The following is a 26348-nucleotide window of genomic DNA, read 5'->3' on the forward strand; positions in this document are numbered from 1 at the left end:
GTAGCAATGCGACCAGAAGGAAAAGTTGGCGATAAGTCGTTAGCTTCGAGGTTCCGGTGTTTACGCCTGTGCTGCATGCTACTGGAGCGTGGGAAGTCTGGGTCTTGGGAACAAAAACCAGATAAATCGGGAGCCCAACCAGTAGATGGGCTCCCGCCAGCACGAAGCAGGCTCCTCGCCAGCCCAATTCATGTTCAAGAAAGCAAGCAGTGGCCACCCCACGGTACTGGCAAAGCCACCCAGCAGCGTGAGCCCACTGATAGAGGAACGAGCGGTTTCGCCCATCAAGCGACCGAGCGTAGCGAATGCCGCGTCATATAAGCCGGCCGCCATGGCGAATCCGATTATCGTCCAGGCCAGGTAGTAGATTGCTAGATGTTGAGCCGTGCCCATGAGCGCAAGGCCTAGTGCCATGAGAAGCGAGCTTGCCGCCAGAATCGAGCGGCCGCCGTGGCGGTCGATCATTCTTCCGACCTTGGGCGAGCACGCCCCGGCTACCAGCAAGCCGAGGGAAAGACCAATAACCACGCTGGTGACCGACCAACCTGTTGCTTGAGAGATTGGGCTTACCAACACGGCCGGAAGATAGTAGGTCGAACTCCAGGCCAGTATCTGGCCTATCCCCATGGCACCCACCAGACGAACTCGGCTGACCTGTGCGAGAGAGGTTTCCGTAAGAGGCATCGTCGGCGCTATCCGGCATTTAGTTGGCAGTAACAACAACTTAGCTGGGTGACAGCTCTATGGTCAACGATTGACGCTGTGCTGAGCAGGATCTTACCGTTGCGTAGAGCAACCAATCTGGACTGACTATGACCGTACCACCTGACGATCAACTGATGCGTGACGCCGAAGAGCTGCATGAGGCCTTGAACCAGCTCGTACGGGTCTACCAATTCCGTGATCGCGACCGCATCTGTTGCTACGACGTGTCGGTCACCCAGAGTTACGCAGTGGAGACGCTCGTCAGGAAGGGGCCAATGCGCATGCAGGCCCTTGCTGACGAGCTCTTTCTGGACAAGAGCACCGCAAGCCGCGTTATCAATGCTCTTGAACGCAAAAGCTATGTAATTCGTCTTGCGGAGTCGGGAGATCGCCGTGCGGTAAAGCTGCAGGCGACAGATGCCGGCAGAACATTATGCGAAAACATTCGTCGCGATCTGATAGCCGAAGAAAAACTGATGCTCGACGGACTGCCGCCGGCGATCCGACAAGGAGCTATCGCCATGCTTAAGCAGATTACCCTGGCGACTGAAAAGCGTTACGGCATCGAGAGCGATTGCTGCACATAGCCGATGCTGGCGTGAAGGGGCTGGGCTGAGAGCGACGCTAACCGGATGCAAAAAAGAAGCCGCCCGAAGGCGGCACTGAGCGACAGATGGATGACCTTTCTGAACACTCGGATCTTGGTTCCGATTACTTCTTCAGCGATTGCAGGTAGTCCTTCAGCGTCTGATCATCAGCGGCTTTAACCGTCATGCCGTTCGGACCGCTACCGATGTCAGTGAATTGCTTGGCCGGCTCGCCGGTTTTCTTGAACTCTTCCAGCTCCTTGGAGCCTTCTCGGAATACCCACAGGCGACCATCTTCGACCTCGGTGACAAAGCCAGGCTTATCGTACTGACTCGCGAAGGCGGCGGTGGCGAACAGGCTGGTCAACAGCATTGCAGTCAAAGTCAGTTTTTTCATCGCAAGGTTCCTGCTTGGGTTAGAGATGAGATGAAGCCTAAAGCCCTTCTGATGACGGAGAGATTACAAGATATGGATATGCGGTTAATCAGATGTTTCAGGGTGTTTCCGGCTCCTAGCTTCGCCCTGCTTGCTGCCGTTGGCCAGCAAAGATGAGCCATTCAAGCGTCCATGTAGGTGGTGCAGCCCCTGGACTATCATTTCCGCTTTACTGAATATTCGCTAAAACGTATATTCCTGAAACCATATTCGGTTCGAGATTTAGCAATGGCTTACAAAACCCGCGTGCTGTTCGTTTGTGTGGCTAACGCTGCTCGCTCGCAGCTGGCTGAAGCGCTGCTGCGACACACTGATTCCGAACGCTTCGAGGCATTCAGCGCAGGCACTGAGCCTGGTGAGGTTGATCCACGCACCCTGGATGCGCTTGAGCACCTTGGCGTAAACACCGAGGGACTGCGCAGCAAGTCCATCGATGAGTTTGCCGGCGAGCGTTTCGAATACGTCATCACACTGTGCGATAAGTCGTCTTTGGAGTGCCAGGCCCTTCCAGGTGCTGGTGAGGTACTGGCGTGGAACTTTGAAGACCCGGTGACCAGCACCCAGCCCGACGCATTCCGCCACACCCTTCACGAGATACACGAGCGCATCAAAATGTTCGTGCTGGTGAAAACCAAACGTTGAGACCTCTATGGCTGACCACCTGACACCGACCACCGTATTCAAATGCCTGGGCCGACGAGACCCGCATTCGCCTGATGCTCCTCATCACTCGCGAGTATGAGTTGTGCGTCTGTGAGCTGACCTGCGCGCTGGATGAAAGCCAGCCGAAGGTTTCCCGCCACCTGGCACAACTGCGCAACTGCGGTCTGCTGGAAGATCGCCGGCAAGGCCAGTGGGTCTATTACCGCCTGCACCCCAGCCTGCCGGACTGGGTGATTGCTGTTCTGAAAACCACTCTGGATGCCAATCAGCATTGGCTCAGCCCGGATGCCAAACGCCTTGATGTGATGGGCGACCGCCCGCAGCGGCTCGCTGCCTGCTGCTGAGCCGTACTCTACTTTTACGAGATAGCTCGATGAAGATTTTGTTTCTCTGCACCGCCAACAGCTGCCGCAGCATTCTCTGCGAGGCTGTGTTCAACCACTTGGCACCGGCAGGCATGAAAGCCTACAGCGCCGGCAGCCAGCCTAAAGGTGTTGTGCACCCACTGAGCCTGAAAACGCTGGAAAACGCCGGCATCTCGACCGCAGGGCTCGCCAGCAAGTCCAGCGATGTTCATGAGGGCTTAGCCCCAGACTTCGTGATCACGGTCTGCGACAAGGCTGCCGGCGAAGCCTGTCCGGTGTTTTTCGGCCCCGCGACCAAGGCCCATTGGGGGCTGGCTGATCCGTCGGAATACCAGGGCAGCGAAGCGGAGATCGAAGCCGCTTTTGCCGCCACCCTGGAGCAGATCAGAACCCGTATCGAAGCCTTCCTGGCATTACCGCTCAAGCAGATGGATGCCGAGCAGCTCAAGGCCGAGTTGGCCTTGATCGGCACGCTCTGACACTGGAGGCATGACGATGAGCAAAAGCCGCCTTTCTTTTTTGGATCGTTACCTGACGCTCTGGATCTTTCTCGCCATGGCGATTGGCGTCAGCCTGGGTAGCCTGTTCGAAGGCCTGCCGGTCTGGCTCCACAGCTTGTCGGTGGGTTCGACCAATATTCCGATCGCCATCGGCCTGATCGTGATGATGTATCCGCCGTTGGCCAAGGTCAGGTATGAAGAGCTGCCCGAGGTTTTCAAGGACAAGCGCATTCTGGCGCTGTCGCTGATCCAGAACTGGGTGATCGGCCCGGTACTGATGTTCGCCCTCGCGGTGATCTTCCTGCGCGATTACCCCGAATACATGACAGGCCTGATCCTTATCGGCCTGGCACGCTGCATCGCAATGGTGCTGGTGTGGAATCAGATCGCAGGCGGCAACAACCAGTACGTTGCCGGCCTGGTCGCGTTCAATAGCATCTTCCAGATCGTGTTTTTCAGCCTGTATGCCTGGGTCTTCCTCGGCCTTCTGCCACCCTTGTTCGGCCTACAGGGCAGCGTGATCGATGTGAGCTTTGTCAGCATCGCCGAGTCCGTGCTGATCTACCTCGGCATTCCGTTTCTGGCTGGTTTCCTGACGCGCAAGATCCTGATCAGCCGCAAAGGCGAAGAGTGGTTCAACCAGCGTTTCATCCCGCGCATCAGCCCGCTGACGCTGGTCGCTCTGCTGCTGACCATCGTGGCGATGTTCAGCCTCAAGGGCGACATGGTGCTGCAGCTGCCGTTGGATGTGCTACGCATCGCCATCCCGCTGGCGATCTACTTCGTAGTGATGTTCTTTATCAGTTTCTGGATGGGCAAGCTGCTGGAGGCTGACTACCCACGCACTACCGCACTGGCCTTCACCGCTGCCAGCAACAACTTCGAACTGGCTATTGCTGTAGCTATTGCCACATTCGGCCTGGCTTCGCCGGTGGCCTTTGCCACGGTGATCGGCCCGCTGGTGGAAGTGCCGGTGCTGATTGCCCTGGTCGGGGTGGCGCTGTGGCTCAAACGCCGCTGGTTCGACACCGAGCAGGCCGATCTGGCCCAGGAGCAAAGCCGATGAACGACGATCACATCCCCCAACTTGATGCTGACCTGGCCGAACTGCCCAGCGCCGAGCGCCTCGGCGTCGCCCAGCAGTTCAACCACAAACCGCGCATCCTGCTGCTTTACGGCTCCAACCGCGAGCGTTCGTTCAGCCGCCTGCTGACCGAGGAAGCCGCGCGCCTGCTCGAACGCTTCGGCGCTGAGACGCGCATCTTTCACCCTGCAGGCTTGCCGCTGCCGGACGATGCGCCGGACAGCCATCCCAAGGTGCAGGAGCTGCGCGAGTTGATGCAGTGGTCGGAAGGACAGGTCTGGTGCTCGCCCGAGCGTCACGGCTCGATGACCGGAGTGTTCAAGGCGCAGATCGACTGGGTTCCGCTGGCCATGGGCGCAGTGCGCCCGACCCAGGGCAAGACCCTGGCGGTGATGCAGGTCTGTGGCGGCTCGCAGTCCTTCAACGTGGTTAACCAGCTGCGTGTGCTTGGCCGTTGGATGCGCATGTTCACCATCCCCAACCAGTCCTCCGTACCGAAGGCTTACCTGGAGTTCGATGAGGCTGGCCGGATGAAACCCTCGGCTTTCTATGACCGCGTAGTGGACGTGATGGAGGAGCTGGTGAAGTTCACCCTGCTGCTGCGTGAGCGCTCCGACTACCTGGTTGACCGCTATTCCGAGCGCAAGGAATCGGCGGAAGAACTCTCCAAACGCGTTAATCAACGTTCCATCTGAAGGATTTTGATTGTGCAACAACATCCGTATTCCGTGCTGACCTCCGAGCAGATCAAGGGCCAGCTGATCTTCACGCCGTGCCCTGGCACCAAAGACACATCGGTCGCTGAGGCGCTGGACACCCTCAAGGGGGCAGGTGCCTCGGCTTTGCTAACCTTGATGCCCACTGAAGAACTGACCCAGAACGAAGTCGAGAATCTGCCTGAGCAGTGCCAGCAGCGCGGCATCGAGTGGTTCCACCTGCCAGTGGAAGACGACCATGCTCCCGGCGAACCATTCCAGGCGGCCTGGGACGCCAACCGCGAGCGGATCAAGCGATTGCTCACTGAAGGCAAGAACATCGCCATTCACTGCAAAGGCGGTTCGGGTCGTACCGGCCTGATTGCCGCACAGCTGCTGATAGAGCGCGGCGTTCCATTCCGCGAAGCAGTAAGCGAAGTGCAAGCGCTGCGCCCCCGTGCGATTCAACATCCCGCGCATATCAACTACATAAGCCAGTTCGACATCGCCAAGTCGTAATTGCCCGCAGCAGCCGCCCCGAGAGAACAACAACATGAGCATCAAAGTAGGTATCAACGGTTTCGGTCGTATCGGTCGTCTCGCCCTGCGTGCAGCCTGGAGCTGGCCAGAGTTCGAGTTCGTGCAGATCAATGACCCGGCAGGTGATGCGGCGACTCACGCCCACCTGATCAACTTCGACTCGGTGCATGGCCGCTGGAACAACGAAGCCCGCGCCGAGGGTGATGATGTCGTGATTGGCGGCAAGCGCATCAAGGTGACCGCCAACAAGGCGATTGCTGACACCGATTGGTCGGGCTGCGATCTGGTCATCGAAGCCAGTGGCAAGATGAAGACCGTCGCCGTGCTTCAAGCCTACCTGGATCAGGGCGTGAAGCGTGTGGTGGTGTGTGCGCCGGTCAAGGAGAAAGGTGCGCTGAACGTCGTCATGGGCGTCAACCAGCACCTGTTCGACCCGGCGCAGCACCGCATCGTTACCGCTGCGTCCTGTACCACCAACTGCTTGGCCCCAGTGGTCAAAGTGATTCATGAAAACCTGGGCATTCGCCATGGTTCGATCACCACGATTCACGACCTGACCAACACCCAGAGCATCCTCGATCAGCCGCACAAGGATCTGCGTCGTGCGCGTGCCTCGGGCATGAGCCTGATTCCGACGACCACGGGTTCGGCCACCGCAATTGCCGAGATTTTCCCCGAACTGCGCGGCAAGTTGAACGGCTATGCCGTGCGCGTACCGCTGGCCAACGCCTCGCTCACCGACTGTGTGTTTGAGGTCGAACGCGCTACTACGGCGGATGAGGTGAATGCGCTGCTTAAAGCTGCCGCCGATGGCCCGCTGAAAAACATCCTCGGTTACGAAGTGCGTCCCCTAGTCTCCATCGACTACCGCACCGATCCGCGTTCTTCGATCATCGATGCACTGTCGACCATGGTGGTCAATGACACCCAGGTGAAGATCTACGCCTGGTATGACAACGAGTGGGGATATGCCAACCGTGCTGTCGAACTGGCCAAACTGGTCGGCTTGGCCGGTTAACAGGGAGCGATCATGAAGGCGTTGTCAGCCCTTTCCCCGGAAGTGCGCCAGTACTTGCTGGTCACCGGCAATTACTGGGCCTTTACCCTCACCGATGGCGCGTTGCGCATGTTGGTGGTGCTGCACTTCCATACGTTGGGCTACACGCCGCTGCAAATTGCTGCGCTGTTCCTGTTCTACGAGATCTTCGGCGTTATCACCAACTTGGTGGGCGGCTACCTCGGGGCTCGGCTGGGCCTGAATCGCACCATGAACATTGGCTTGGGCCTACAGGTTGTGGCCTTGCTGATGCTGACGGTGCCCGCCGCCTGGCTGACCATCCCGTGGGTGATGGGCGCTCAGGCCATGTCGGGTATCGCCAAAGACCTCAACAAGATGAGCGCCAAGAGCTCGATCAAGCTGTTGGTGCCTGACAACCAACAAGGCACGCTCTACAAGTGGGTGGCGGTCCTCACCGGCTCAAAGAACGCGTTGAAAGGGGTTGGCTTCTTTCTCGGCGGTGCGTTGCTGGCATTGATGGGCTTCACTGGTGCAGTGCTGGCGATGGCCGCCGTACTGGCCCTGATCTGGATAGCCAGCCTGTTCCTGCTGAAGAAAGACCTGGGCAAGGCCAAAGCCAAGCCCAAGTTTCGCGACATCCTCTCCAAGAGCCGGGCGATCAACATCCTCTCCGCGGCCAGGTTGTTCCTTTTCGGTGCCCGTGATGTGTGGTTCGTGGTGGCCTTGCCGGTCTACCTGAGCACCGTTTTTGGCTGGGACTTCTGGCTGGTGGGCGGCTTCTTGGCATCCTGGGTGATCGGCTACGGCATCGTGCAGTCGTTCGCCCCGAACATCACCGGGAAAAAACGTGGTCATGTCCCCGATGGGCGAGCTGCTTTTGTTTGGGCGTCACTGCTGGCTGGCTTACCTGCGGCTATTGCCCTTGGTCTTTCGGCGGGGTTGTCGCCTCAGGTTGTGCTGCTGGGTGGGCTGATGCTGTTCGGCGTTCTGTTCGCTGTGAACTCGTCGCTGCACAGCTACTTGATCGTCAGCTACGCCAAGGAGGATGGCGTGTCGCTGGATGTGGGCTTCTACTACATGTCCAACGCGCTGGGGCGACTGATCGGTACGTTACTCTCGGGCTGGGTATTCCAGGCTTATGGTCTGGAGGCCTGCCTGTGGGTTTCCAGTGCGTTTGTGCTGGCCGCTGCGCTGATTTCCATCGCCTTGCCCAGGCACCTCGATGCGGCTCCGCAGGCCTGATCAAGCGGCTCAGAGCGGAGGCCCTCAGGCCTCCGCCGTTGCCAAAAACTGTTCGATCTCGGTTGCGGTGCTACGTGCCGTACGGGTCACCCCGATCAGGGTTGCTGAAGCCGATCCCGTCCATTCGCCATAGCCCACCAGCCAGAGCCTGGGTTCGTGGACGGCGCGAGTCCCCTCAACCTCGACTCGCCCCTCATCGTTGATCAGCCCCAGGTTGGTCAGGTGGCCCAGCGCGGGTTTGAAGCCGGTGCACCAGATCACTGCATCGACCATGGTCTCCGTGCCATCGGGCCAAACCACACCATTACGGGTGAAGCGTGTGAAGGGGCGAACTGCGTGCAAGACGCCACGTTCACGCGCTTCGACCACGGGCGGTACCATCACCACATCGCCCAGCCCGCCCACTGGTTGTTCGATGACGCGACCTTCCTGCAGGGCTTTCCAGCGGTCGGTCGCTCGCTCGAACAACACACGACCATCGACATCATCGGGCAGAAACAGCGGCTCGGTGGGCGTCACCCAGGTGGCGTCGGCCACTTTGGAGACCTCTGCCAGGATCTGTGCCCCGGAGTTTCCACCGCCTACCACCAGCACCCGTTTGCCTGCGAACGGCTGGGCCTCGACATAGTGGGCCGAATGCAACTGCTGGCCGCGGAACAACTCGGTACCCGTATAGTTGGGGATATGGGGATTGCTCCAGGTACCAGTAGCACTGACCACTGCCTTGGCATCCCAATGCCCTTGCTCGGCATGGACGCGCAGCGCGCCATTGATGCGTTCGACCGAGGTGACTCGCACTGGTCGCTCGACCGGGAACTGGTAACGCGCCTCATAGCGTGTCAGGTAGTCGATGACGTGATCACGCTTCGGGTAACCCTCTTGAACTGGCGGCATCATCCAGCCGGCAATCGAACTCCAAGTCGCCGGCGAGAACAGTCGCAAGGAGTCCCAGCCATGACGCCAAGCCCCGCCAGGGCCATCCTCGGCATCGAGCATCACAAACGACAACCCCGTACGCCGCAGAAAGTACGCGGTGGCCAACGCGGCTTGGCCGCCGCCGATGATGACTACATCCCACTTATTTTCAGGGCGAGCTTCCACTGAGGGACTCCAAACAGACCGATTGCGCAGTGTAATAGTCCGAGTCAGCCAGAACGCTGATCTATCTCAGGTAATTACCTGCTCAATTGCCTTCGCGATCTGGCAACTCATTGACTCTATGTTCTGGAACCAGATCGACCAACGGAGCGATCATCATCTGAGCAGTGCGAATCCAGGAACTCAACGTCTCGAGATCTAATAGCACTGATTCGGCTACCTCCCAGACGGAGGACTCCTCGGTCGTAACTGGCGGTAGAGTGCCTTCGATCAACGCCTGGGCCATCGTATGCAGCTTCAGCAACTCGTCGCGTATAGCAATCATCCCACCCAGTTCAGCCAGGCTAGTGTCGAGTCGATCGACCAAACCGAGTAGCTGTGACGTATCGAAGCTGTTGCGTAGCTTCTCCAATGCGGCGGCGTCCACCTCGCCGCACGGCGTAACGCGAAAGGATGCGGGAGGAATGTTGATCATGGGGCCAACTCGGTATCGGCCTGGCGGGGCGTGCTGACCCGCAGTGAGCCGGCGGCTTGTTGAAACACCGAATCCTTGATCCAAGGCTCCGGTGGCCGATTGAGCTTGAGGTTGAACTCGCCGAAGCGTTTGACGTTGCTGGTCAGGTAGGGACTTAGGAACGACACGTCCTCATCAGTAAACTGCCAGCCCTCGCGGGCCAGTTTCTGCAGGATACGCATCATGTCCACAGTGTTCTGCAGGATCACCGACGAGGCCACCATGTCGTTGTAGCGCAGTCGCTTCTGTTGCTCGTCCGGATCATTCTCAGCAATCACATCGCCGCCGAAGGACAACCACTTGGAGAATCCGTTGTAGGACTCGATCTTGTTGGTGTTTGCCGTGACTTCCTGGCGCAGCTCGCGGCTACCGATCCAGTTGAGCAGGAATATCGTGCGGATCACGCTGCCCAGCGCCTGTGCCGCGTGGTAGAGCTTGTTGCGCCTGCTGTAGGAACCGAGTTTTCGCAGCAGCATAGGCGAGGAGATTTTGCCGGCCTGGATTGATAGCGCGACCTGCATCAGATCCTGCCAGTGGGTTTCGATCAGGTGCCAGTCGGCAGTGTCGGTGAACAGGCGGTTGATGTGCTTGTATGATACGCCGCGATCCGGCCGGCACATCACCAGGTCGCGCCAGTTGCGGATGCGCGGCATCAGGTTGATGCCCAGCAGATGGGTGAAGGCAAACACCGTGGCCGACTGCCCTTGGGTGTCCGAGTACACCGTATCGGGTTCGACGCTGAGGTCTACTTTGAGTAGCCCCTCGATCACATAGATCGCCTCCCAGATACCCGGCGGGATGAAGTGCTGGAACACTGCGATGTAGTTGTTGGCCACATGCCGGTACGCTACAGCCCCCATCTTGCGGTAGCGGAAGTGATAGCCGGCCAGCAGGTTGTCGTCATAGAAGTCAAACTGCGTACCGTCTGCGGCCACCGCTTTGCCGTCGCCCCAGAGCTTGGGCAGGTCGAGCTGCAGGTAGAGCTCCACCAGCTCGCGGTTAGCTTTGTCCAACTTCTCCAGCGAGAGGTGACGGCGATTGGTATAGGAGAGCATGTGCGGCGTGACATTACCGGCCAGATGCCGCGCGGCCTGGTTCGGGCCTAGGTTGCAGCCCATGGCGAAGATCGTCATCAGGTAACGCTCGGCCGGATCTTTAAGCTTCGGCTCGTTCCCGGACATCGGCCCGAAATGCCGAGTGAACTGAATCCAATGCTCTATGTTGGCCATGATGTCGAGCACGTGCCTGGCCGGCATGCGCTGCATGAGCGCTGTCTGCAGCGATATGGCCGAAGGCGGGATGTCGCGCGCGGTCACTCGGCGCAGCACAGGCTCGCCAGCTTCATTGATCGATACGTCACCTCGGCAAGCTGGGAATTTTTCATCCAGCTGCTGCGCGGTTTCCTCCAACTGGGTTTTAAGGGAGGCAACAAATTCCTTCGCCGTACCAGGCAGCCCCACCTTTTCGCAGTAGGCCGGTAGTCGCTGGAGACATTCGTCCCAGGGCAGCAACTGCTTGCGATAGTCGGCGAAGGATTCCGACCCTTGTACGCACATGTCACCGGATCGCAGCTCGCTGGCCAGGTAGGAGAAAACGCAAACCTCCAGAAAGCGCCGGTTGGTCGGTGGCCCCTCACTGGAAGGGCGACGAACGACCTTGACCCAGCGCTCCGACGCAAACGACAAATCGACGTGCTCGTCGATCCATTCACGGTGTAGATTTTCGCTGTCCTGGATCAGCTGAAGTGCCTGAATCAGCGACCGATCCTGAGTTGTGGGCTCCAGTTGGAGAAGGTGACTGAGACGGAACAACAGCGATCGATGGGACCTGAAGTGCTTCCAGATCAGCGGCAGGTAGTTATTACCGCCGGTAGCTTGGACTTCGGCGCAAGTCTCACGCAACCGATCCAGATTGCCATCGGGGGAGAGGTATTCGCGAATCAGGCTGCCAGCTTCCTGGTCATCCGGTTCTTGAACCAGAATCTGCACCACGCCGTCCAGGGTCGCCGCTAACTGCTCCAGCTTCTGGCGTTGTCGCGTATGGATTTGCTCCAGTTCCTCCTTGGCACGTTTGTGGATCGTCGATATCCGCCGAATGAACATCTCGGCCAGGTGATCCCGTGTCCGCACGCGCATGCGATAGATCAAAGCCAGCATCAGCGTGTAGCGTTTCGGTAGCGAGCAGTCCTTCAGCTCGGAGACGTCCGATGCTGCTGCTTGGGCAGCGAAGTGGCGGATCTTGGTATCGACGATGCCCTCAAATATAGCGTCGAGATTCCCGAAGCTTTCCAGCCAGGCCAAGTGATCGATCAGTACTTCCAAGTGTTTGCGGGAGGGCTTCTTGGGCGCCTGTTTCAGGGCATTGAAATCGCTCTGGCGACGGCCGAAGTCGGTTTCTAGCAGCTCCTTCAGCTTGTAGATCACCTCGATTGGCGCGCGAGTTACAACTAGGTTGAAGGTAACTTCCTGAGCACTCGCCAAGGCGGTTTCTGCGAGGTTGTTGAGCGTCGAATAAGCCGGAAGCTCATAGCGACGCTGAATAAGCTCATCAAGCATGGCATTGATGAGATCGACTCGCTGCTCAAGAATTGCAGCGCAGTCACGTGCGATCTGCTCAGTGACTACTAGCCCGTCGCTGCTGTAGAAGGGGGTCACCTGCAGGTACTGCCGTACCGCTGCTTGGTGCCGGTAAAGGGTGCGGGGATTGCTATAGCGCGGAGCTATTCGTGCCCCGTAGCGGAGGCATTGCCGGACATGACTGATGAGTTCCTGAGGAAGCTCCTCGAACGGAACGAAATAGTGCAGTTGCTGAAACACCTTTAACTGGATTGCCAGCCCAATCGAGAGCGCTGGACTCTTAGCGGTGTTGTTGACCCATTCGATCTCTGAGTCAGACAGGGAATAGCTTCGATGAAGCTCCTTGGTCGGTAGCTGACTGGGCAAGATCGGGTAGGCTGTTCTTTCCACCGAAGCCATTGAGCACATCCCCCAAGCAAGGCAAAAGAATCAGCATAGACGGCTAGCCAGACGGCGGGTGATCAGCAGTTTGGGGGTGTGGATAGAAAAATTTTAGAATCATAGACTTACAGAACGAATGTCCTAATTTTTGCCTTATCTCGGCATGGCCCCCTGTTCGCCAAAACCACGGGGCAGGCGCTGGCGGCCGGGCAGGGCGGCGAGGTGTTGCTCCCAGCTGCTGCGCCAATCGTTGGCGGCGTTTTCGGCCTTGGCCTTGCGGGCGGCACGCCGTGCGGCATTGCGCGCGGTGCGACGGGCCTCCTTGAAGACTTCGGTGTTGCGGCAGGTGCGGCACTTGACCCGTGCCAGTTCAGTGGTGGAAACCAGGTTGTTGCCGTGATGACCGCAGGCGAGGTGGCCGGCGACCTTGTAGTGAGTGACCATCGGTGGGTCTCCTTATGTACGGCCGCACCGCGCCGATACCTCGGCCACGGTTGGCACGTTAATGGGTCCTACCTGGTTTTCGACTGCGGATGGGGTTCCGTGGTTCGGTTTATCGAAGCGGCGGCAGGGCTGCAGGCCACGGATGCCGGGCCAGCGAAAGATCGGAATCGAGCTGGTGGCCTGGGCGGAAGGGCAGTAGATTCGCAGCTCTCATAAGGAGCATCTGGCATGGACAACCCCTATCAATCCCCTTCATCGGCTTCCCCGGCGGAGCTGACTGCCGACGGATCGAGCAAGAACCCCATTGCGCTGCGCCTGGCGATTATCGCGGCCGGCGCCATCCCGTTCCTGGTGCTGCTGTGGCACAGCGGGGAAATCTGGGAGCTGCTCAGGACCGGGGGCATCTCCCTGTTCGGGGCCGCCGGGCTCTACCTCTTCGCGCTCCTCCTCACCCTCGCCGGTGCGCTGCTGTTCTTTCTCACGCCGGTCGGCGCTGTGGCTGCTCCTGGCCTGCCTGCCTTACCCGCTGTATGACGTGGCGACAGCGGTGGATCGCCCCTCGCAACTGTTCGGCATCCTCTCGCTCGTCTGCATCGCGGCTTGCCTGGCGTATTACTGGCGGCTCAAGAGAGCGGCCTGACTCATTCGGTCTTGAACCTGATCCGGTTCACCCGGTACTCGATCATGCTGCTGTGGGCCACCATGGATTTCAGCCATTCATCCGCCACTTCCTTGCGGGTGAATGCGCCCATGGAGGCGACGCGTTTCCAGTTCTTCTCCTCGCGCAGGCGTGACTCCAGGACATAGACCGCCTCCAGGCCCGGGTCCTGGTACCAGGCCAGCGGGGCGTCCTTGCGCTGTTCCAGTTCGCGCAACTGCTTGAGCAATGACTTGGCCTTGGCCTCCCATTCCCGCGCCTTCTGTTCCGCCTGGGCCTGAACCAGAAGCGCCAGGTCGCGCTGGGCGCGCAGCTGTTCGCTGCTTTCGAGGGTTTTCTGGGCTCGCTCATTTAACGTTACGGCCTCGGCGTTACGTTTTTTCGCCTGGCGCTCGCGGTAGGCGCGTTGGCGCTCGGCGTTGCTCATGGCGTTGCCGGTGGCGGGGCGGCCGCGTTCTGCGGGATTCGGGGGTGTTCATGGGGCCGTTCCTGGGGAGACGGCGCAATTCTAGTTACGTAACGGAAAAAAGAAAGCGTTACGTAACGAAAATGTCCCGTGGCGACAGGCACGCCGCCACGGGAGATCCGCCTCTAGATATACCCCTGCAACGGCACCCGCCGTATGCGCCCATCCAGCGGGGTGGTGCCGCCGCCGGGGAGGGGCAGGGGGCGGCGGTGGAGGCCCATGCCTTCGCTGACCAGCACGGCGTCGTCCAGCAGGCAGAGGTTGGAGGGGGTGTCCAGGCCGGTGGCGAGGACGCGGGTGGTGCCGGTGGCCAGGTCGCAGTGCAGCAGGCGGCCGCTGAAGCGCTCGAAGCCGCCGTGGCGGGCTTCGCCTTGCCAGTCCGGGCCGAGGGGCTGCAGCAGGGAGCGGCACAGCTCGAGGATCAGCAGCCCGCCGCCCGGCGTGAGGGCTAGGCCGGTGGGCAGTTGCAGGCCGGTGATCAGCGGCTGGATGCGCCCGTCCTCTGGCCAGACGCGGATCACCTGGCCGGCCCGTTCGACGAAGTCGACGCCTTGGCGCGTCGGGTTCAGCCGGCGCTCGCCGGAGAACAGGGTGACCAGGACTGCACCGGTGGTGGGCTCGTACACCAGGGTGACCGGCACCGCGTCCTGGCCCTGGTCCATGTCGGGTATCTGGGCGACCACCCGTTCACCCTGGTCGTCGAACTCCACCACCTGGTTGGTATCGGGCTTCACCGACAGCCAGGTGCGTCGCCTGGGGTGGAAGCACAGGGCGTTGAGGTTGCCACGGCTGTGGAACACCGCCGTGGGCGGGTGCTGCGCCAGGTCGAGCACCCGCGAGCCTTCGACGTAGTCGGTGAGGCTGGCCAGGCAGCGGCCGTCGGCGCAGGCGATGTCCGAGAGCCCCATGATCTCGTCGCGCAGCATGCGCACCTGCATGTTCATGGAGCGGTAGCCCTCGGCGACGAGCTCGGCGGCCAGGTAGGCGCCGGGGCTGCCCGGTGCAGGGCGCAGGCGGCTTATACGGCCGCTGAAGGGCGCGTCCGGGTGGCCCGAGCCGGCTTCCACCAACAGCAGGCTGCCGTCGGCTTGCAGGCACAGGCCCCGAGGGTTGAGCAGGCCTTCGACGACCACGGTGGAGCGGCGCAGGTCTTCCTGTGGGGAGGGGGGGATGGTCACGGTCATGGGTGCCTCCTGCTCATGGCTGCCAGGGCGTGCTGGTGAGGTAGGCCTTGAGCAGCGCCCGCTGGCTAGGCGACATGGAGCGCACCACCGGCATGTACAGGGTGGTGCCGCGATAGGCATCGGCGGTACGCGCGACGATGGCCGCGCGGGCGTTCCAGATGGCGTCCTGCTGGTTCAGCGGGATGAACCGCGACATGGCCGGGAAGGCCAGGTAGTGGAAGCGCAGCACGGCCGGGTAGACCTGGTCCCAGGTGGGAACACTGCCAGCGGGGATGCCGAAGTCGGTGATGGAGTAGAAGCGGAAGTTGCTGAAGCCTTTGCCATCGCCCAGGGAGAAGGCGAGCTTGGTGTAGCCGGCCTTGGCGGAGGTTGCTTCCTTGCGCGTGAGGGGAATAGACACGCTGGTCTGGCCCTGGCTGATCGGGACATTGGCGTGGTACTGCAGCAGGTTCCAGTTGTTCGGGTCGACGAGGGCTCCCGGGAAAGTGCTTTTCAGGGCGATGCTGCCATTGGCCGGCACCGGCCCTCCCAGGTAGCGCACCTGCAGGTCGAGGGTGACGCCTTCCGGGTACTCGTCCATGTACAGGTTGCGTTGGTCGCTGTAGAGCCGGTAGGTCACTTCGGCTACCGCCAGGGTGGTGCCATCGACGCTGTTCGGCGCCGTGATGGAAAGGGCCGTGGCCTGCGCTGCCGCCGACTGGGTGGAGGTCAGCGGCAGGTCGACGATGCCGCCATAGAGGGAGTAGTTCACCAGGTAGGGGCTGGTGTCGGGCAGCGTCGCCAGCAGGGTGCTGCCTGCACTGATGCTGACCGGGCCGTAGTCGATGTTCGGGCCTATGGGACTGGTGATGTCGGTGCGCACCGCGCGGAAGTTCGCCTTGGGGATCAGGTTGACCATGTCCAGGCTCAGCATCGCCTGGCTGCTCAGGCTGTACTGCTGGGCATAGCCCGCGCCGCCGGTGCCGCCGTTCACCAGTTGGCGCCCGACCGGGCAGATCAGCGGCTCGCCGGCGAAGGCCGGGGCCAGGGTGCCGATGACCCGTCCAATGCTGGGGTTGGGGGTGTACTGGCCGGCGGCGTAGTCGGCATCGAGTTGTGGCGTGGTCATGCCCGGGCACATCTCGAACATCACGAAACGCACCACGATGCCGGTGGCGCCGGGCGCCTGGATGATGGACTTGAGCATCGCACTGTTCTGGTTCCAGCTGACGATGGCGCTCAACGGGAAGGTGACCTGGAAGGTGCCGGACAGCGGCGATGAGCCCGGGGCGTCATCCTCGCCGTTGAGCAGCCGGGGGGCCACGTCGAAGCTGCTGGCCACCACGTCGGCCTGGATCACCAGTTGCGGGTTGCTGGTGCTGCCGATCTGCAGGCCGCCGATGTAGATCTGCGTGGTGATGCCGCTGGAGGGGTCGAGGTCCACCATCATCGGGCCGGAAACCGGCGGCTGGTTGGTCACCGGGTCCTTGGAGCCGAGCAGGTAGACCGGTTGCCCCACCAGGTCGCCGGTGGTGCTGATGGCGCCCGGGGTGCCCTGGGAGCTGATCAGTACGTTCTGCATGTCCACCACGTGCTGGCCATAGTGGTTCCAGCCCCCGGCGGTGTAGTAGTCGCCGGTCGGGGCGTTGATCCATTCATTGAGCTGGTCGTCGCTGTAGCCGGCGGCTTCGGATGCGATCTGGGAGTTGGGCAGGTCGAACAGGTGCAGCTTGCGATTGCCCTGGGGAATGGTCGGCGAGTTGTTGGGCAGGCTCACGTCGGTGCGGATGCCGCCCCAGAAGTTCAGCCGGGGTCCGTTCAGGATGCTCATGGGGTCATTCCTCGTCCTTGTGGGGTGCCGTTGCCGGCGCCTTGGCGAATTTGAACAGGTAGGAGAAGTCCGATTTGTAGGGGCTGTGCACCGGCGTGGCCATGGAGTGGCAATTCATGCAGCTGCTGTTGGGCTGGATGTAGCTCTCCATGGTGACGTTGGCGGACAGCGCCGGAGTCGGCTGGCCCAGCGGGTTGCTGGGGTTGTCCGGCATCAGCGGGCGCTGGGTGGTGACCAACTGGTAGTAGCGCAGCACGTTGCTGCCGAGGTTCTGCTGGTAGAGGCCGTTGACGGCGGCCGTGGTGCTGGCAATGGGGGTGACGCGGCTGAGCGGGTCCGGGGTCTGGAAGGTAGCGCCGGGCTTGGGCGTGCACACCAGCTGGCTGCCCTGCTGCTGCCAGTTGCAGGGCGACTGGTTGACGCTGGCCGCCGGCGCGCTGGCGTTGTAGTAGCTGTAGGTGCCGTTGCCGGCCGTGGAACCCGGGACGTTATCCACCTGCTCGAAGGTGGACCAGATCCACTGCGGGTAGCCCGGCGCCTTGACGATGATGTGCAGCCCCACCAGCCCCAGGGTTGCCGGGGCCGTGCTGCCGGTGGGCTGGCCCTGGGCATTGAATTGCGCCACCTGGGCCTGGGTGGTCAGGTAGCGGCTGGCGTCGTCCTGGCTGGTGAGCACCCGCCAGGCGGCCTTGACCTCGGTGGCCTGGGCCGGGAAGGCGATGTTTTGCGCCCTGGACACGGTGTTGGCGTTGTAGAAGCCGTTCGCCACGATGTAGTCGTAGGAGGCCTGGTTGGCGGAGATGTCGTAGTAGGTCGGGTTGCCCTTCTGGTCGATGAGCCAGCCACCGACGGCCTGGTCCACGGCCTGCACCACCGAGGTGTTCTTCAAGGCCGCGATGTTGATGATGCCGAGGCTGCGCGTGCCCAGCGGCGAATTCCAGGGACCGGGGTTGGCACCGTTGGGCAGGAAGATCTCGCTCACCGTCTTGTAGCTCTGCCAGACCCTGGGGCCGGTACCGCCGATTGGCTGGCTGCAATCCGGCTGCCCGCGCTGGCCGGCCATGGCGGGCCAGTTGAGGGCGATGAACAGCCGCCAGCTGTAGTCATCGAAGGCTTGCTGGCTGGCAGTGGCGGCAGGGGCGTTGGTGGGGGGCTGGCACTGTGCGTTGGTCGGTGCGGGCGTGGTAGGGGCGGGTGATTGCTCGCGCAGGTTGCAGCTGGCGCAGGCGAGGGCCAGCAGCGCCAGCCCGGTGAGACGGAAACGTTGATTCATGGCGGCTCTCCTTGCCGGTCAGGGCTTGCGGGACTGGAGCTTGTTCCATTGCGCCTCGGCGCCGTTGTCCTGGGACGCCGGCGGGTCGAACAGCTGGCAGGGTTGTGGGTTCACCGGGCACTTCTTGGCCACCTGGTCCCAGGTCTGCGCCGGGTCGGGCTTGTCGGTGCGGAAGTTGACGTAGTTCTGGCTGACGATGGGGGCGTTGGCCACGCTGGCGTCGCCGGAGAAGTAGAACGACTGCGGGTGGCGGAACAGCGGCTGGCCAGGGGCTGCACGCGTGGCGTCCTTGTAGAAGGCGTAGCCGAAGAACAGGATCGGCCCCTGGGGCGACTGCACGTCCAGGGCATAGGCCTGCAGGCTGCCGCCCAGGTTCTGGCTACGGCCGGGCTGTAGGGCAGGTGCTGGACGAAGTCCTGGCGCGCCGGGTGGTTCATGGGCGAGAAGGAGCAGCACTCGGGCATGTCCTTGGGCCGGTCCTCGTAGGTGAGGAAGAAGGCCTTGTTGCCCAGGGAGACGAATGAGCAGGTGTAGTTGTTGTCCTTGATCGGGAAGATCGGCAGGCAGTACTTCTCGTAGTGCTCCATCATCGCGCCGTAGCCGTCGCCATCGGCGGGGATATAGGTGGTGTCGTAGTAGCTGGTGCCCTTGGATACGGTGTAGTCGGCGGGCTTCAGGGTGCTGGGCGGGTTGCTGTAGGGCGGCGGGTTCTTCTCGTAGTTCTGGGTGACGCGGAACATGGTCCAGTCGCTGATCCAGGTGCGGGGAAGAACGGATCGCTGGGCTCGCCGGGCTTGCGCTCGGCGATGCAGTTGCCATTGCTGGCGTCGCAGCCAAGGGTGTTGTGCACGCCGTTGGTGAAGTACACGGCCTCGTCGTCATCGGCGGCGAGGAGGGGCTGGCTGAGCAAGGCGAGGGGCAGCAGCCAGGCGAGCAAACGGGCTTTCTTCATCAGAACACTCTTCGTAATGGGCAGGGCGGGCGAGCGGTGCCGGCCCGCCTGCGGGTTCCAGGTAATCGACGGTTCAGGTCAGGGGCCGGGGTGGGTAGTTGAGCTTCACCAGCTCGTTGGCCCAGCGTTCCAGCACCGCGCGCCGGCTCTGCGGCAGGTCGCGGGTGATGGGCATGGCAGGGTGTTTTCCTCCTGGTAGGGCTTGCTGACCAGGCGGATCAACTGGTCGATGGCGCCCTCGATGCGCTGCAGGGAGTTCAGCGGCATGTACTTGTCCATGATCGGGTAGAGGTAATAGAACGGCTCGAAGATGCGCGGGTAGATGAAGCCCTCCCATATCTGCACCCGCGCATCCTGTTGGGTGCACACCTTGTTCCAGGCCGCGACGAATTCGCCCATCAGCCCGGGCTCGTCCGGACACCCGCAAGGGTGCGAGGAAGTCGGTGTAGGCGGTCGGGTAGTCGAAGCTGAAGGGCACCGCAGGCGCCGCGCCGGGACCGTCCTGAACGAAGAAGCGCAGGGTCGGGAAGCCGGCGGCGATGGCCTTGACCGTCACCTGGGCGATGCCGTTGGCGTCGGTGGTGATCTGCGTGAGGCTGTAGTCCACCGTAGTGCCGTCACCCAGCACGCCCGTGCGCGGGATGGACGGGACGAACTGCAGGCAGGGCGCCAGGCTGACGCCGGCCGGGGTGGCCTTGACGTGCTGGTAGTTGATCGTGGCCGTCGGGGCGTCGCTCGCCGGCAGCACCTGCCGCAGGCTGCGGCCGGCGCCCTCGCTGAGCAGGCTCGCCGGCGCCTGGGTGCCGGCGAACTGTGGCAGCAGCGTGGCGTTGTTGTTGCGGTTCGCGGGGTCGTCTGCGATGAGCCCGAAGTCCAGGTCGTTGCTGAAGGCCAGAAGTAACTGCTGGTGGTCAGCATGTAGGGGTTGTTGTATTCCGCCACCCACAGGGTGGTGCCGGCCGGTGCGGGCAGCTCGTCGTACTGCACCATGATCTGCAGGGTGCGGGTGTCTCCGACGTCGATGAAGGTGCCGCTCTCGATCACTTCGGCGGTCCACATCTGCTGCTGGGCGGCGAGCACCGGGCTGGCGCCCTGGGTCTGCAGGGCCAGGGTGCCGGCCTGGGTCCTGGCCACGGCATCCTTCACGGGCAGGTCCAGCAGGCCTGCGCGCTTGTCGAAGGCGGCCTGGGCGTACTGGGTGTAGGCGAGGTCGGCCAGGGGCTGGAACTGGCCGTTCTGCTGGATGCCGACCTGGAAATCGCCCAGCTGGAGCTTCTCGCATTCCGGCACGGTCGCCTCGGTCGCTTTCAACGGCTGGAAGGGAAAGCCGGTACCGAGGTCCAGGGACAGCAGGTCGCCCTGGGCCTGGGCGGAGATCACCCCCAACTGGATAGTCGCTCCCGGTCTGCCGCCGGGATCGGGAAGTTGCTCACCGGCTCCAGCCGGCGACCGGCAGGGGCCGTGGGGTACTCATCGGCGAACCACAGGCCCAGCACGCCGGCGGTACGGCTGTAGGCCGGGTTGAAGAAGATGTCGGCAACGTTGTCCAGCCCCTTCTGGTACATGTCCTGCAGCGCCTGCTGCTGCACGGCCAGGGCCTTCAGGCACTGCTGGCAGTCAGCGCACTGGGGATCCGTCGCGCAGGTGTTGGAGCCGGGCCCGCCGGTGCGGGTCACCACCTTCGGGTAGTCGTTGAAGATGCCGTTGCGGTCGTAGTAGGTCAGGTAGGTGGTGAAGCGGAACATCAGGCCCTTGGCGTTCTGCGCCTCCATCTGTTGTTGCAGGGCCTTGAGCAGGGCCGAGTCGCCCAGTTGCCACTGCAGGTTCTCGCGGGGGAAGCAGGTCTGCCAGGTGGTGGTGACCGTGTTCAGGCCCTGCACGGCCCCCCAGTTGAAGTTGAGGAAGCGGTCGAGCATGCGGTAGGCGCGCTTGGCCGTGAGGCCGCAGGTGGCGTCGCCCAGCACCAGGCGGTCGAAGTACAGCGCGGTGAAGGTGTTCTGCCAGGGGCTGATGTCGACGAAACGCGCCGGGGTGGGCTTGTCGCTGCCGAAGGGGTTGCCCAGCAACTGGAAGCCCTTGCCTACGATGGGGTCCTGCTCGATGTAGCTGTTGGCCTGCAGTTCGCCGCCGATGATCAGCGAGCGGATGTCGTTGTAGTCCACGGTGCCGCAGGCGTTGTCGCCGAACAGGTCCCATTCCGCGGGGATCTGCGGCAAGCCGCTGTTGGCGCTGTTGTTGGGCACCTGCAGCACGTACTCCGGCACCTGGGACTCGGGCAGCGGGGTGATCATCCAGGGCAGCACCTTGTCCCGCGCGTTGGCGGGGTTGATGCCGAAGCTCTCCAGGAAGGGCCAGTTCAGGTCCATCTTCGCCGCATCGTAGAGCGGGTAGATGTCGTTGTTGTTGGCCGTGGGCGGGTTCCAGAACATATGGCCGTTGAGGTACAGGCGGGGGAAGTTCAAGACGCTCATTGCTGTCCTCCTTGACGTTTCCACTGGGCGCGTTTCAGCGACCAGACGAAGTCCAGTTTGTTGTAGCCGGCGAAGGCCGAATCCGGCAGCGGTTCGGTGGGGTAGACGATCCCGTCCTGCTGCGGCAACGCGAAGTTGAAGTAGCCCTTCTTCGCCGAATAGGCCGCGGTGTCGTGGCAGGCGAGGCACGAGGACTGGCTCTGGAAGGCCGACTCCAGCTGGGAGTTGGCCAGCAGCTTGGGCGCGCCGCCGGCGGTGTGTTGCACGCCGATCAGCTCGTACTGGGCGAGGGCCGGGTACTGCGCCTGGAAGCTGGCGTTGACCGGTTGCGCGGCGCTGGTAGGCCCGGTGCTGTTGGTCATGGGTTTGGGCGGGATGTCGTTGGTGACGGTGTACTTGCTGTTGTTGCGGTTTTCGAAGGTGGTCCAGGCCCAGTCCTGGGTGAGCTTGTTGATCACGTGCATGCCGCTCAGGGCCGCGTAGCCCACCTGGTACTGGCTGCCGTTCTGCAGGTAGTAGGCCTGGGCGATGTAGTAGCCGTCATTGGCCAGGGTCTTCATGAAGGCCTGGTCGTTGCCGATCCAGATCCATGAGGTCTTCAGCTCCCAGGCGGCAGCGGGGAAGGCCAGGTTGGCGGTGAGCGCGGCCTGGCCGTCGACGTTGTAGACCCCCTTGTCGAGGATGTAGCCGAAGGTGTCCTTGCCCATCAGCAGTTGGAAACGCACCGGCTGGCCCCTTTGTGCGGCCGGCACATTGCCGCCCATTTCCAGGACCAGGCCATCTACCTGCTGGATGCTGTCGAGGTTGTGGAAGGTGCGCGTGGTGTCCATGCCCATGGCCTGCGCGGCCTTGATCACCGCCACCGGCGTGGGCTCGCGCTGTTCATAGGGCAACGGCTGGCTGCCGTCGGGCAGGAACACCTGGTCGGTGGGCTTGAGGCCCTCCCAGACACGGTCGGTGCTGCCCTTGATCTCCGGCTGGTTGAGGCAGGTGAACCAGTTCCAGGCCATCGTCTCGGGGGATTGTTCGAATGCCTTGCGCACCTCTTCGGGCTTGCCTCCGTATTCGAAGAAGGCGGTGCAGTCGAAGGCGGGTTGGCTCTGGGCCTGGGCCAATCCGGCCAGGGCGCTCAGTACTGCAAGGGGGAGGGCTCGTTGCATGGGGTCTCCTTGGCTATGGCCTTGTCGAGAGTTCGGTGCCCCAGGAAGTACTGCAGGAGCAACTGTTTTACCGCGGTGACCGGTAGCCGGTCCGGTAAAGGCAAGTCGCAATCGGTGATGAGCAGCGGGCCGTCCTGGTCGCTGCGGGGAAGGCGGCCGTGGCTCCCGCGTACCAGGCGGGTATCCAGCGGGATCAAGTCCATGTAGTAGCGGAACCCCAGTTTCTTGCGCAGCAGGCGCCGCGCCACCCGGAGTTTCGGCAGGGTGATGGCAGGGTCGATGAACAGCTCCAGCGGGTCGTAGCCGGGCTTGCGGTGGATGTCCACGGTGCGGGCGAAGTCGGGCGCCTTGTCGTCATCGAACCAGTATTGGTAGTCGAACCAGTGCCCGGGGGCGGCGATCGCCACCAGGTCGCCGCTGCGCGGGTGCTCCAGCTGCCAGGCGCGCTGCTGCGCACGGTCCAGCACCCGTTCGATGCCCGGTTCGCATTCCAGCAGCGTGCGCACCCTGGGCAGGTCCTGTTCGCGGCGCAGGTAGATGTGCGCGACCTGGTGGTCGGCCACCGCGAAGGCGGCGCTGGCGCCCGGGTCCAGCAGCTCCCAGCCGAGGGATTGGCGCACCTGCAGCCAGCCGTCGGCGCGCAGCATGCGGTTGATGGAGATGGAGCGCTGCACCGCCTCGATGCCGTACTCGGACACCAGCATCACCGCAGCGCCACGCGCCTGGGCGAAGGCCAGCAGGCGGCCGACCTCGGTATCGATGGCGCGCACCTCGGCGGCAATGCCTGGGTGCGCGGGACCGAGGCGCTGCAGGTCGTAATCCAGGTGCGGCAGATAGACCAGCTGCAGGTGCGGGCGGTTGATCTCGAACTCGGCCATGGCGCAATCGACTATCCAGCGGCTGGAGCCGATGCCGGCGGCCGGCCCCCAGAAGTGCTGGAAGGGGAAGGTGCCGATGCGCTGCTCGATCGCCTGGTGCAGGCCATCGGGGGCGGAGTAGAGGCCGAATTCCTTGCGCCCGTCGGCGGGGTAGTGGGGGCGCGGGGTGATAGAGGCGCTGACGTCGGCGTACATGTTGTACCACCAGAACAGCTGGCTGCAGCGGAAGCCGGGCAGCTCGCGGGCCAGCACCTCCCAGACCTTCTCGCCCTGGACCAGGGCATTGGGTTGCAGCCAGAAGCGCACCTCGGCCTGGTCGCGGAAGTACCAGCCGTTGCCGACGATGCCGTGCCCGGAAGGCGGCAGCCCGGTGAGCATGGATGACTGCACCGTGGTGGTGACCGCCGGGAACACCGGCTGCATGCAGGCCATGCGGCCACGGCCGAGCAGGGCGTTGATGTGCGGTGTGTTCTCACCCAGCAGGGAGGGCGTGAGGCCGACCACGTCGACCAGCAGCAGGGGCCGTGGCTCAAGCATGCTGCACCTCCCGCAGCGGCTCGCCGGCGAGGGCGCCGTGCCGTTGCAGCTGGGCTTCCACCCATTCCAGTTCGGCGGCGATACCCCGGGCCAGGGCGGGTTCGGAGCCGGGCCGCAGGGCTTCGGGCAGCACCATCCAGCTGTAGGTTTCCACCTCCAGTACCGGGCGCAAGTCCGGGTGCTGGGCCAGGTATTCGAAGACGCGCCCCAGGGCCTGCTGGCTGCCTCCCAGTTCCGGCAGCTGGAAGCGCTCGCTGAACAGCGGCACGTGGAAGTGCACGCGCAGTTCGCTGCAACCGGCCAGGGCCGGGTCGAGGAGGGCGGCGGGCAGGTCTGCCCAGGCCAGCAGCTGGCCGCTGCGATGGCGCGCCTTGACCTGGTGCAGGTAGGTGCCTTCGGCGAAACCGGCGAGCACGTCCAGCACCTGGTCGCGGTGCTGCTCATCAACGGGCAGGCGGCACACCAGGGCGTTGGAGAGCTGGATCTTGCCGATGACGATGCCGGCCTGGTGCAGGCGTGACAGGGCAGCGTGGCAATCCTCGAACAGCACCGCCTGGTGGCAGACGTCGAAGCACAGCGCCAGGTGCGCGTGGTTCGGGTCTAGCGCCTGCCAATGGGCGAAGAAGGCCAGGGCCTGGTCGGTGCGTTCCAGCACGCAATCGGGCTCCATCTCCAGGCACAGGCGGATGGTCTTGCCGGTGCCGTGCTTCAGCTCGGCGAGGGCCGCGGTGAGCTGCAGCAAGTGCGCCTCGGCCCGGGCCTGGTGCTCGTCCGTCCAGTCGGCGGCGTAGCCCAGGGGCACGCTGGAGATCACCCCCTCGGCGCAGTCCTCGGGCAGCGCGGCGGCCAGCAGCCCGGCCAGTTGCAGGCTGTAGTCCAGGCGCTGTGGCTGGGACCAGTCCGGCCGGTAGACCGCGGCCTTCACCTCATCGCCGTGGAAGCGCCCGTAGGGGAAGCCGTTGAGGGAGGTCAGGCGCAGGCCGCTGTCACGCAGCAGCGCGAGGAAGGCGGCACGGGCGGCGGGTTGCTGCAGCTCGGCGGCGGCCTGGGCGCTGATCCACAGGCCGCTGTCCTGGCGCTGCAGCCCGCGCTGGCGGCGCACGGCCTGGAAGGGCCCGGCGATGGAAGCGCGCAGGGCAGCCAGGTCATGGGCCGGGTGCACGTTGCCGCAGTAGCCGAGCTGGGTCGGGGTCCATCCCATGGCGGGGCTCATCGCACTACGGGCTCCTGGCCACGCAGGGCGGAGTTTTCCTGCCACTGGCGACGCTGGTCGATGGGCAGCAGGGTGGCGACGGCTGTTTTATCCAGCTGGCCGCTCTGGGCAAAGAAGTCCACCGGGTTGTCGAACAGCACCTGTTGCACCTGGGCGTCGCTGAAGCCTGCCTGGCGCATGGCTTCGCCCGTCTTGGGCACCTTGAGCGGGTCGCTCACGCCCCAGTCGGCCGCGCTGTTCACCACCATCTTCTCGGTGCCGTACTGCTGCAGCAGGGTGACCATGCGCTGCTCGGACATCTTGGTGTTGGGGTAGATGGAGTGCCCGCGCCAGCAGTCGCTGTCCAGCACCAGGGGCAGGGTCAGCTCGTTGAGGTGGTCGATCAGCACGCGGTCTTCGGCGATGCCGACCTCGCGGATCACCGCCAGGGTGCGCTTGGTGCCGCCGATCTTGTCGCGGTGCGGGGTGTGCACCAGGACCGGCAGCTCGAACTGCTTGGCCAATTCCAGTTGCAGGGCGAGGAAGCGGTCTTCTTCCGGGGTGATGTCGTCGTAGCCGATTTCGCCGACGCCGACCACGCCGTCTTTCACCAGGTAGCGGGGCAGAATGTCCAGCACCTCGTTGGCCAGCCCGTAGTTGTTGGCTTCCTTGGGGTTCAGGCCGATGGTGCAGAAATGGTGGATGCCGAACATGCTGGCGCGGAAGCGTTCCCAGCCCAGCAGGGTGTCGAAGTAATCCACGAAGCTGCCCAGGCTGGTGCGCGCCTGGCCTTGCCAGAAGGCCGGCTCGATCACCCCGGTGATGCCGGCGGCGGCCATGTTCTGGTAGTCGTCGGTGGTGCGGCTGACCATGTGGATGTGCGGGTCGAAATACGTGGGCATGGCGACGTCCTTTTGCT

General features: G+C 62.9%; 23 protein-coding genes and 3 pseudogenes. 10 read left to right on the plus strand and 16 right to left on the minus strand.

Features of this window, described 5'->3' with window-relative positions; all coding sequences use genetic code 11:
- Positions 1–78 precede the first annotated feature (78 nt).
- On the minus strand, positions 79–684 hold the full coding sequence (locus ACXI0U_RS09400) for an MFS transporter (RefSeq protein ID WP_479550115.1): 606 nt from the start codon (positions 682–684) through the stop codon (positions 79–81).
- Between the two features lie 155 nt (positions 685–839).
- Between ACXI0U_RS09400 and ACXI0U_RS09405 the strand changes: the two genes are divergently transcribed.
- Positions 840–1292, plus strand: a complete 453-nt coding sequence (locus ACXI0U_RS09405; protein ID WP_242490387.1) for a MarR family winged helix-turn-helix transcriptional regulator — start codon at positions 840–842, stop codon at positions 1290–1292.
- A 124-nt stretch (positions 1293–1416) separates the two neighbouring features.
- Here ACXI0U_RS09405 and ACXI0U_RS09410 read toward each other — a convergent pair whose 3' ends face one another.
- Positions 1417–1689, minus strand: a complete 273-nt coding sequence (locus tag ACXI0U_RS09410) for a hypothetical protein (protein WP_058019645.1) — start codon at positions 1687–1689, stop codon at positions 1417–1419.
- A gap of 267 nt (positions 1690–1956) precedes the next feature.
- On the opposite strand from ACXI0U_RS09410, the gene ACXI0U_RS09415 reads away from it, so the two are divergent.
- The 8 genes and pseudogenes from ACXI0U_RS09415 (at position 1957) to arsJ (ending at position 7835) form a co-directional block, all read left to right on the plus strand.
- Positions 1957–2370 carry an arsenate reductase ArsC gene (locus ACXI0U_RS09415; RefSeq protein WP_058019644.1) on the plus strand — a complete coding sequence of 138 codons (414 nt, stop codon included), beginning with the start codon at positions 1957–1959 and terminating at the stop codon, positions 2368–2370.
- Positions 2371–2377: 7 nt separating this feature from the next.
- Positions 2378–2735: pseudogene (locus ACXI0U_RS09420) on the plus strand (metalloregulator ArsR/SmtB family transcription factor).
- Between the two features lie 29 nt (positions 2736–2764).
- A complete protein-coding gene (locus ACXI0U_RS09425) occupies positions 2765–3235 on the plus strand; it encodes an arsenate reductase ArsC (RefSeq protein WP_058019642.1) in 471 nt (156 codons plus the stop codon).
- Positions 3236–3251: 16 nt separating this feature from the next.
- Complete coding sequence (gene arsB / locus ACXI0U_RS09430) at positions 3252–4322, plus strand: ACR3 family arsenite efflux transporter (protein WP_058019641.1); 1071 nt, start codon at positions 3252–3254, stop codon at positions 4320–4322.
- Positions 4319–5035 (plus strand): arsenical resistance protein ArsH, encoded by a 717-nt coding sequence (gene arsH, locus ACXI0U_RS09435; RefSeq protein WP_058019640.1) that lies wholly within the window; start codon positions 4319–4321, stop codon positions 5033–5035. The genes arsB and arsH overlap by 4 nt, the downstream gene beginning before the upstream one ends.
- 12 nt (positions 5036–5047) lie before the next feature.
- Positions 5048–5554 (plus strand): cyclin-dependent kinase inhibitor 3 family protein, encoded by a 507-nt coding sequence (locus ACXI0U_RS09440; RefSeq protein ID WP_479550116.1) that lies wholly within the window; start codon positions 5048–5050, stop codon positions 5552–5554.
- Positions 5555–5588: 34 nt separating this feature from the next.
- On the plus strand, positions 5589–6593 hold the full coding sequence (locus ACXI0U_RS09445; RefSeq protein ID WP_058019638.1) for an ArsJ-associated glyceraldehyde-3-phosphate dehydrogenase: 1005 nt from the start codon (positions 5589–5591) through the stop codon (positions 6591–6593).
- A gap of 12 nt (positions 6594–6605) precedes the next feature.
- Positions 6606–7835 carry an organoarsenical effux MFS transporter ArsJ gene (gene arsJ, locus ACXI0U_RS09450; RefSeq protein WP_058019637.1) on the plus strand — a complete coding sequence of 410 codons (1230 nt, stop codon included), beginning with the start codon at positions 6606–6608 and terminating at the stop codon, positions 7833–7835.
- Positions 7836–7859: 24 nt separating this feature from the next.
- Here the strand turns inward: arsJ and ACXI0U_RS09455 are convergent, their stop codons facing one another.
- The 4 genes from ACXI0U_RS09455 to ACXI0U_RS09470 all read right to left on the minus strand — a co-directional run bounded on the left by ACXI0U_RS09455 (position 7860) and on the right by ACXI0U_RS09470 (position 12848).
- Positions 7860–8936 (minus strand): ArsO family NAD(P)H-dependent flavin-containing monooxygenase, encoded by a 1077-nt coding sequence (locus ACXI0U_RS09455; RefSeq protein ID WP_038409898.1) that lies wholly within the window; start codon positions 8934–8936, stop codon positions 7860–7862.
- An 82-nt stretch (positions 8937–9018) separates the two neighbouring features.
- Positions 9019–9408, minus strand: a complete 390-nt coding sequence (tnpC, locus tag ACXI0U_RS09460; protein ID WP_479550117.1) for a Tn3 family transposase post-transcriptional regulator TnpC — start codon at positions 9406–9408, stop codon at positions 9019–9021.
- Entirely contained in the window at positions 9405–12422 is a 3018-nt protein-coding gene (locus ACXI0U_RS09465; protein WP_479550118.1) for a Tn3 family transposase, read from the minus strand. Before ACXI0U_RS09465 ends, tnpC begins: the two co-directional genes overlap by 4 nt.
- A gap of 135 nt (positions 12423–12557) precedes the next feature.
- Positions 12558–12848 (minus strand): hypothetical protein, encoded by a 291-nt coding sequence (locus ACXI0U_RS09470; RefSeq protein WP_479550119.1) that lies wholly within the window; start codon positions 12846–12848, stop codon positions 12558–12560.
- A 228-nt stretch (positions 12849–13076) separates the two neighbouring features.
- On the opposite strand from ACXI0U_RS09470, the gene ACXI0U_RS09475 reads away from it, so the two are divergent.
- Positions 13077–13382 carry a hypothetical protein gene (locus tag ACXI0U_RS09475; RefSeq protein ID WP_479550120.1) on the plus strand — a complete coding sequence of 102 codons (306 nt, stop codon included), beginning with the start codon at positions 13077–13079 and terminating at the stop codon, positions 13380–13382.
- Between the two features lie 107 nt (positions 13383–13489).
- On the opposite strand, the gene ACXI0U_RS09480 is transcribed toward ACXI0U_RS09475, so the two are convergent.
- The 10 genes and pseudogenes from ACXI0U_RS09480 to ACXI0U_RS09525 form a co-directional block, all read right to left on the minus strand.
- Positions 13490–13933, minus strand: coding sequence for a hypothetical protein (locus ACXI0U_RS09480; RefSeq protein ID WP_479550121.1), 444 nt, complete (start codon positions 13931–13933; stop codon positions 13490–13492).
- Positions 13934–14097: 164 nt separating this feature from the next.
- Positions 14098–15156 carry a hypothetical protein gene (locus ACXI0U_RS09485; RefSeq protein WP_479550122.1) on the minus strand — a complete coding sequence of 353 codons (1059 nt, stop codon included), beginning with the start codon at positions 15154–15156 and terminating at the stop codon, positions 14098–14100.
- Between the two features lie 13 nt (positions 15157–15169).
- Complete coding sequence (locus tag ACXI0U_RS09490) at positions 15170–16966, minus strand: hypothetical protein (protein ID WP_479550123.1); 1797 nt, start codon at positions 16964–16966, stop codon at positions 15170–15172.
- Positions 16967–16970: 4 nt separating this feature from the next.
- Positions 16971–18239, minus strand: a complete 1269-nt coding sequence (locus ACXI0U_RS09495) for a hypothetical protein (protein WP_479550124.1) — start codon at positions 18237–18239, stop codon at positions 16971–16973.
- A gap of 18 nt (positions 18240–18257) precedes the next feature.
- Positions 18258–19191: pseudogene (locus ACXI0U_RS09500) on the minus strand (hypothetical protein).
- Positions 19192–19264: 73 nt separating this feature from the next.
- A pseudogene (locus ACXI0U_RS09505) lies at positions 19265–21662 on the minus strand (hypothetical protein).
- Positions 21659–22822 (minus strand): hypothetical protein, encoded by a 1164-nt coding sequence (locus ACXI0U_RS09510; protein WP_043242863.1) that lies wholly within the window; start codon positions 22820–22822, stop codon positions 21659–21661. The pseudogene ACXI0U_RS09505 and the gene ACXI0U_RS09510 overlap by 4 nt, the downstream one beginning before the upstream one ends.
- Positions 22792–24237, minus strand: coding sequence for an alkaline phosphatase family protein (locus tag ACXI0U_RS09515; protein WP_479550125.1), 1446 nt, complete (start codon positions 24235–24237; stop codon positions 22792–22794). Before ACXI0U_RS09515 ends, ACXI0U_RS09510 begins: the two co-directional genes overlap by 31 nt.
- Entirely contained in the window at positions 24230–25450 is a 1221-nt protein-coding gene (gene eboE / locus ACXI0U_RS09520; RefSeq protein ID WP_479550126.1) for a metabolite traffic protein EboE, read from the minus strand. Before eboE ends, ACXI0U_RS09515 begins: the two co-directional genes overlap by 8 nt.
- Positions 25447–26331 carry a TatD family hydrolase gene (locus ACXI0U_RS09525; RefSeq protein ID WP_479550127.1) on the minus strand — a complete coding sequence of 295 codons (885 nt, stop codon included), beginning with the start codon at positions 26329–26331 and terminating at the stop codon, positions 25447–25449. The genes eboE and ACXI0U_RS09525 overlap by 4 nt, the downstream gene beginning before the upstream one ends.
- Positions 26332–26348: the final 17 nt, after the last annotated feature.

This window comes from Pseudomonas sp. C9D1 (assembly GCF_056491235.1).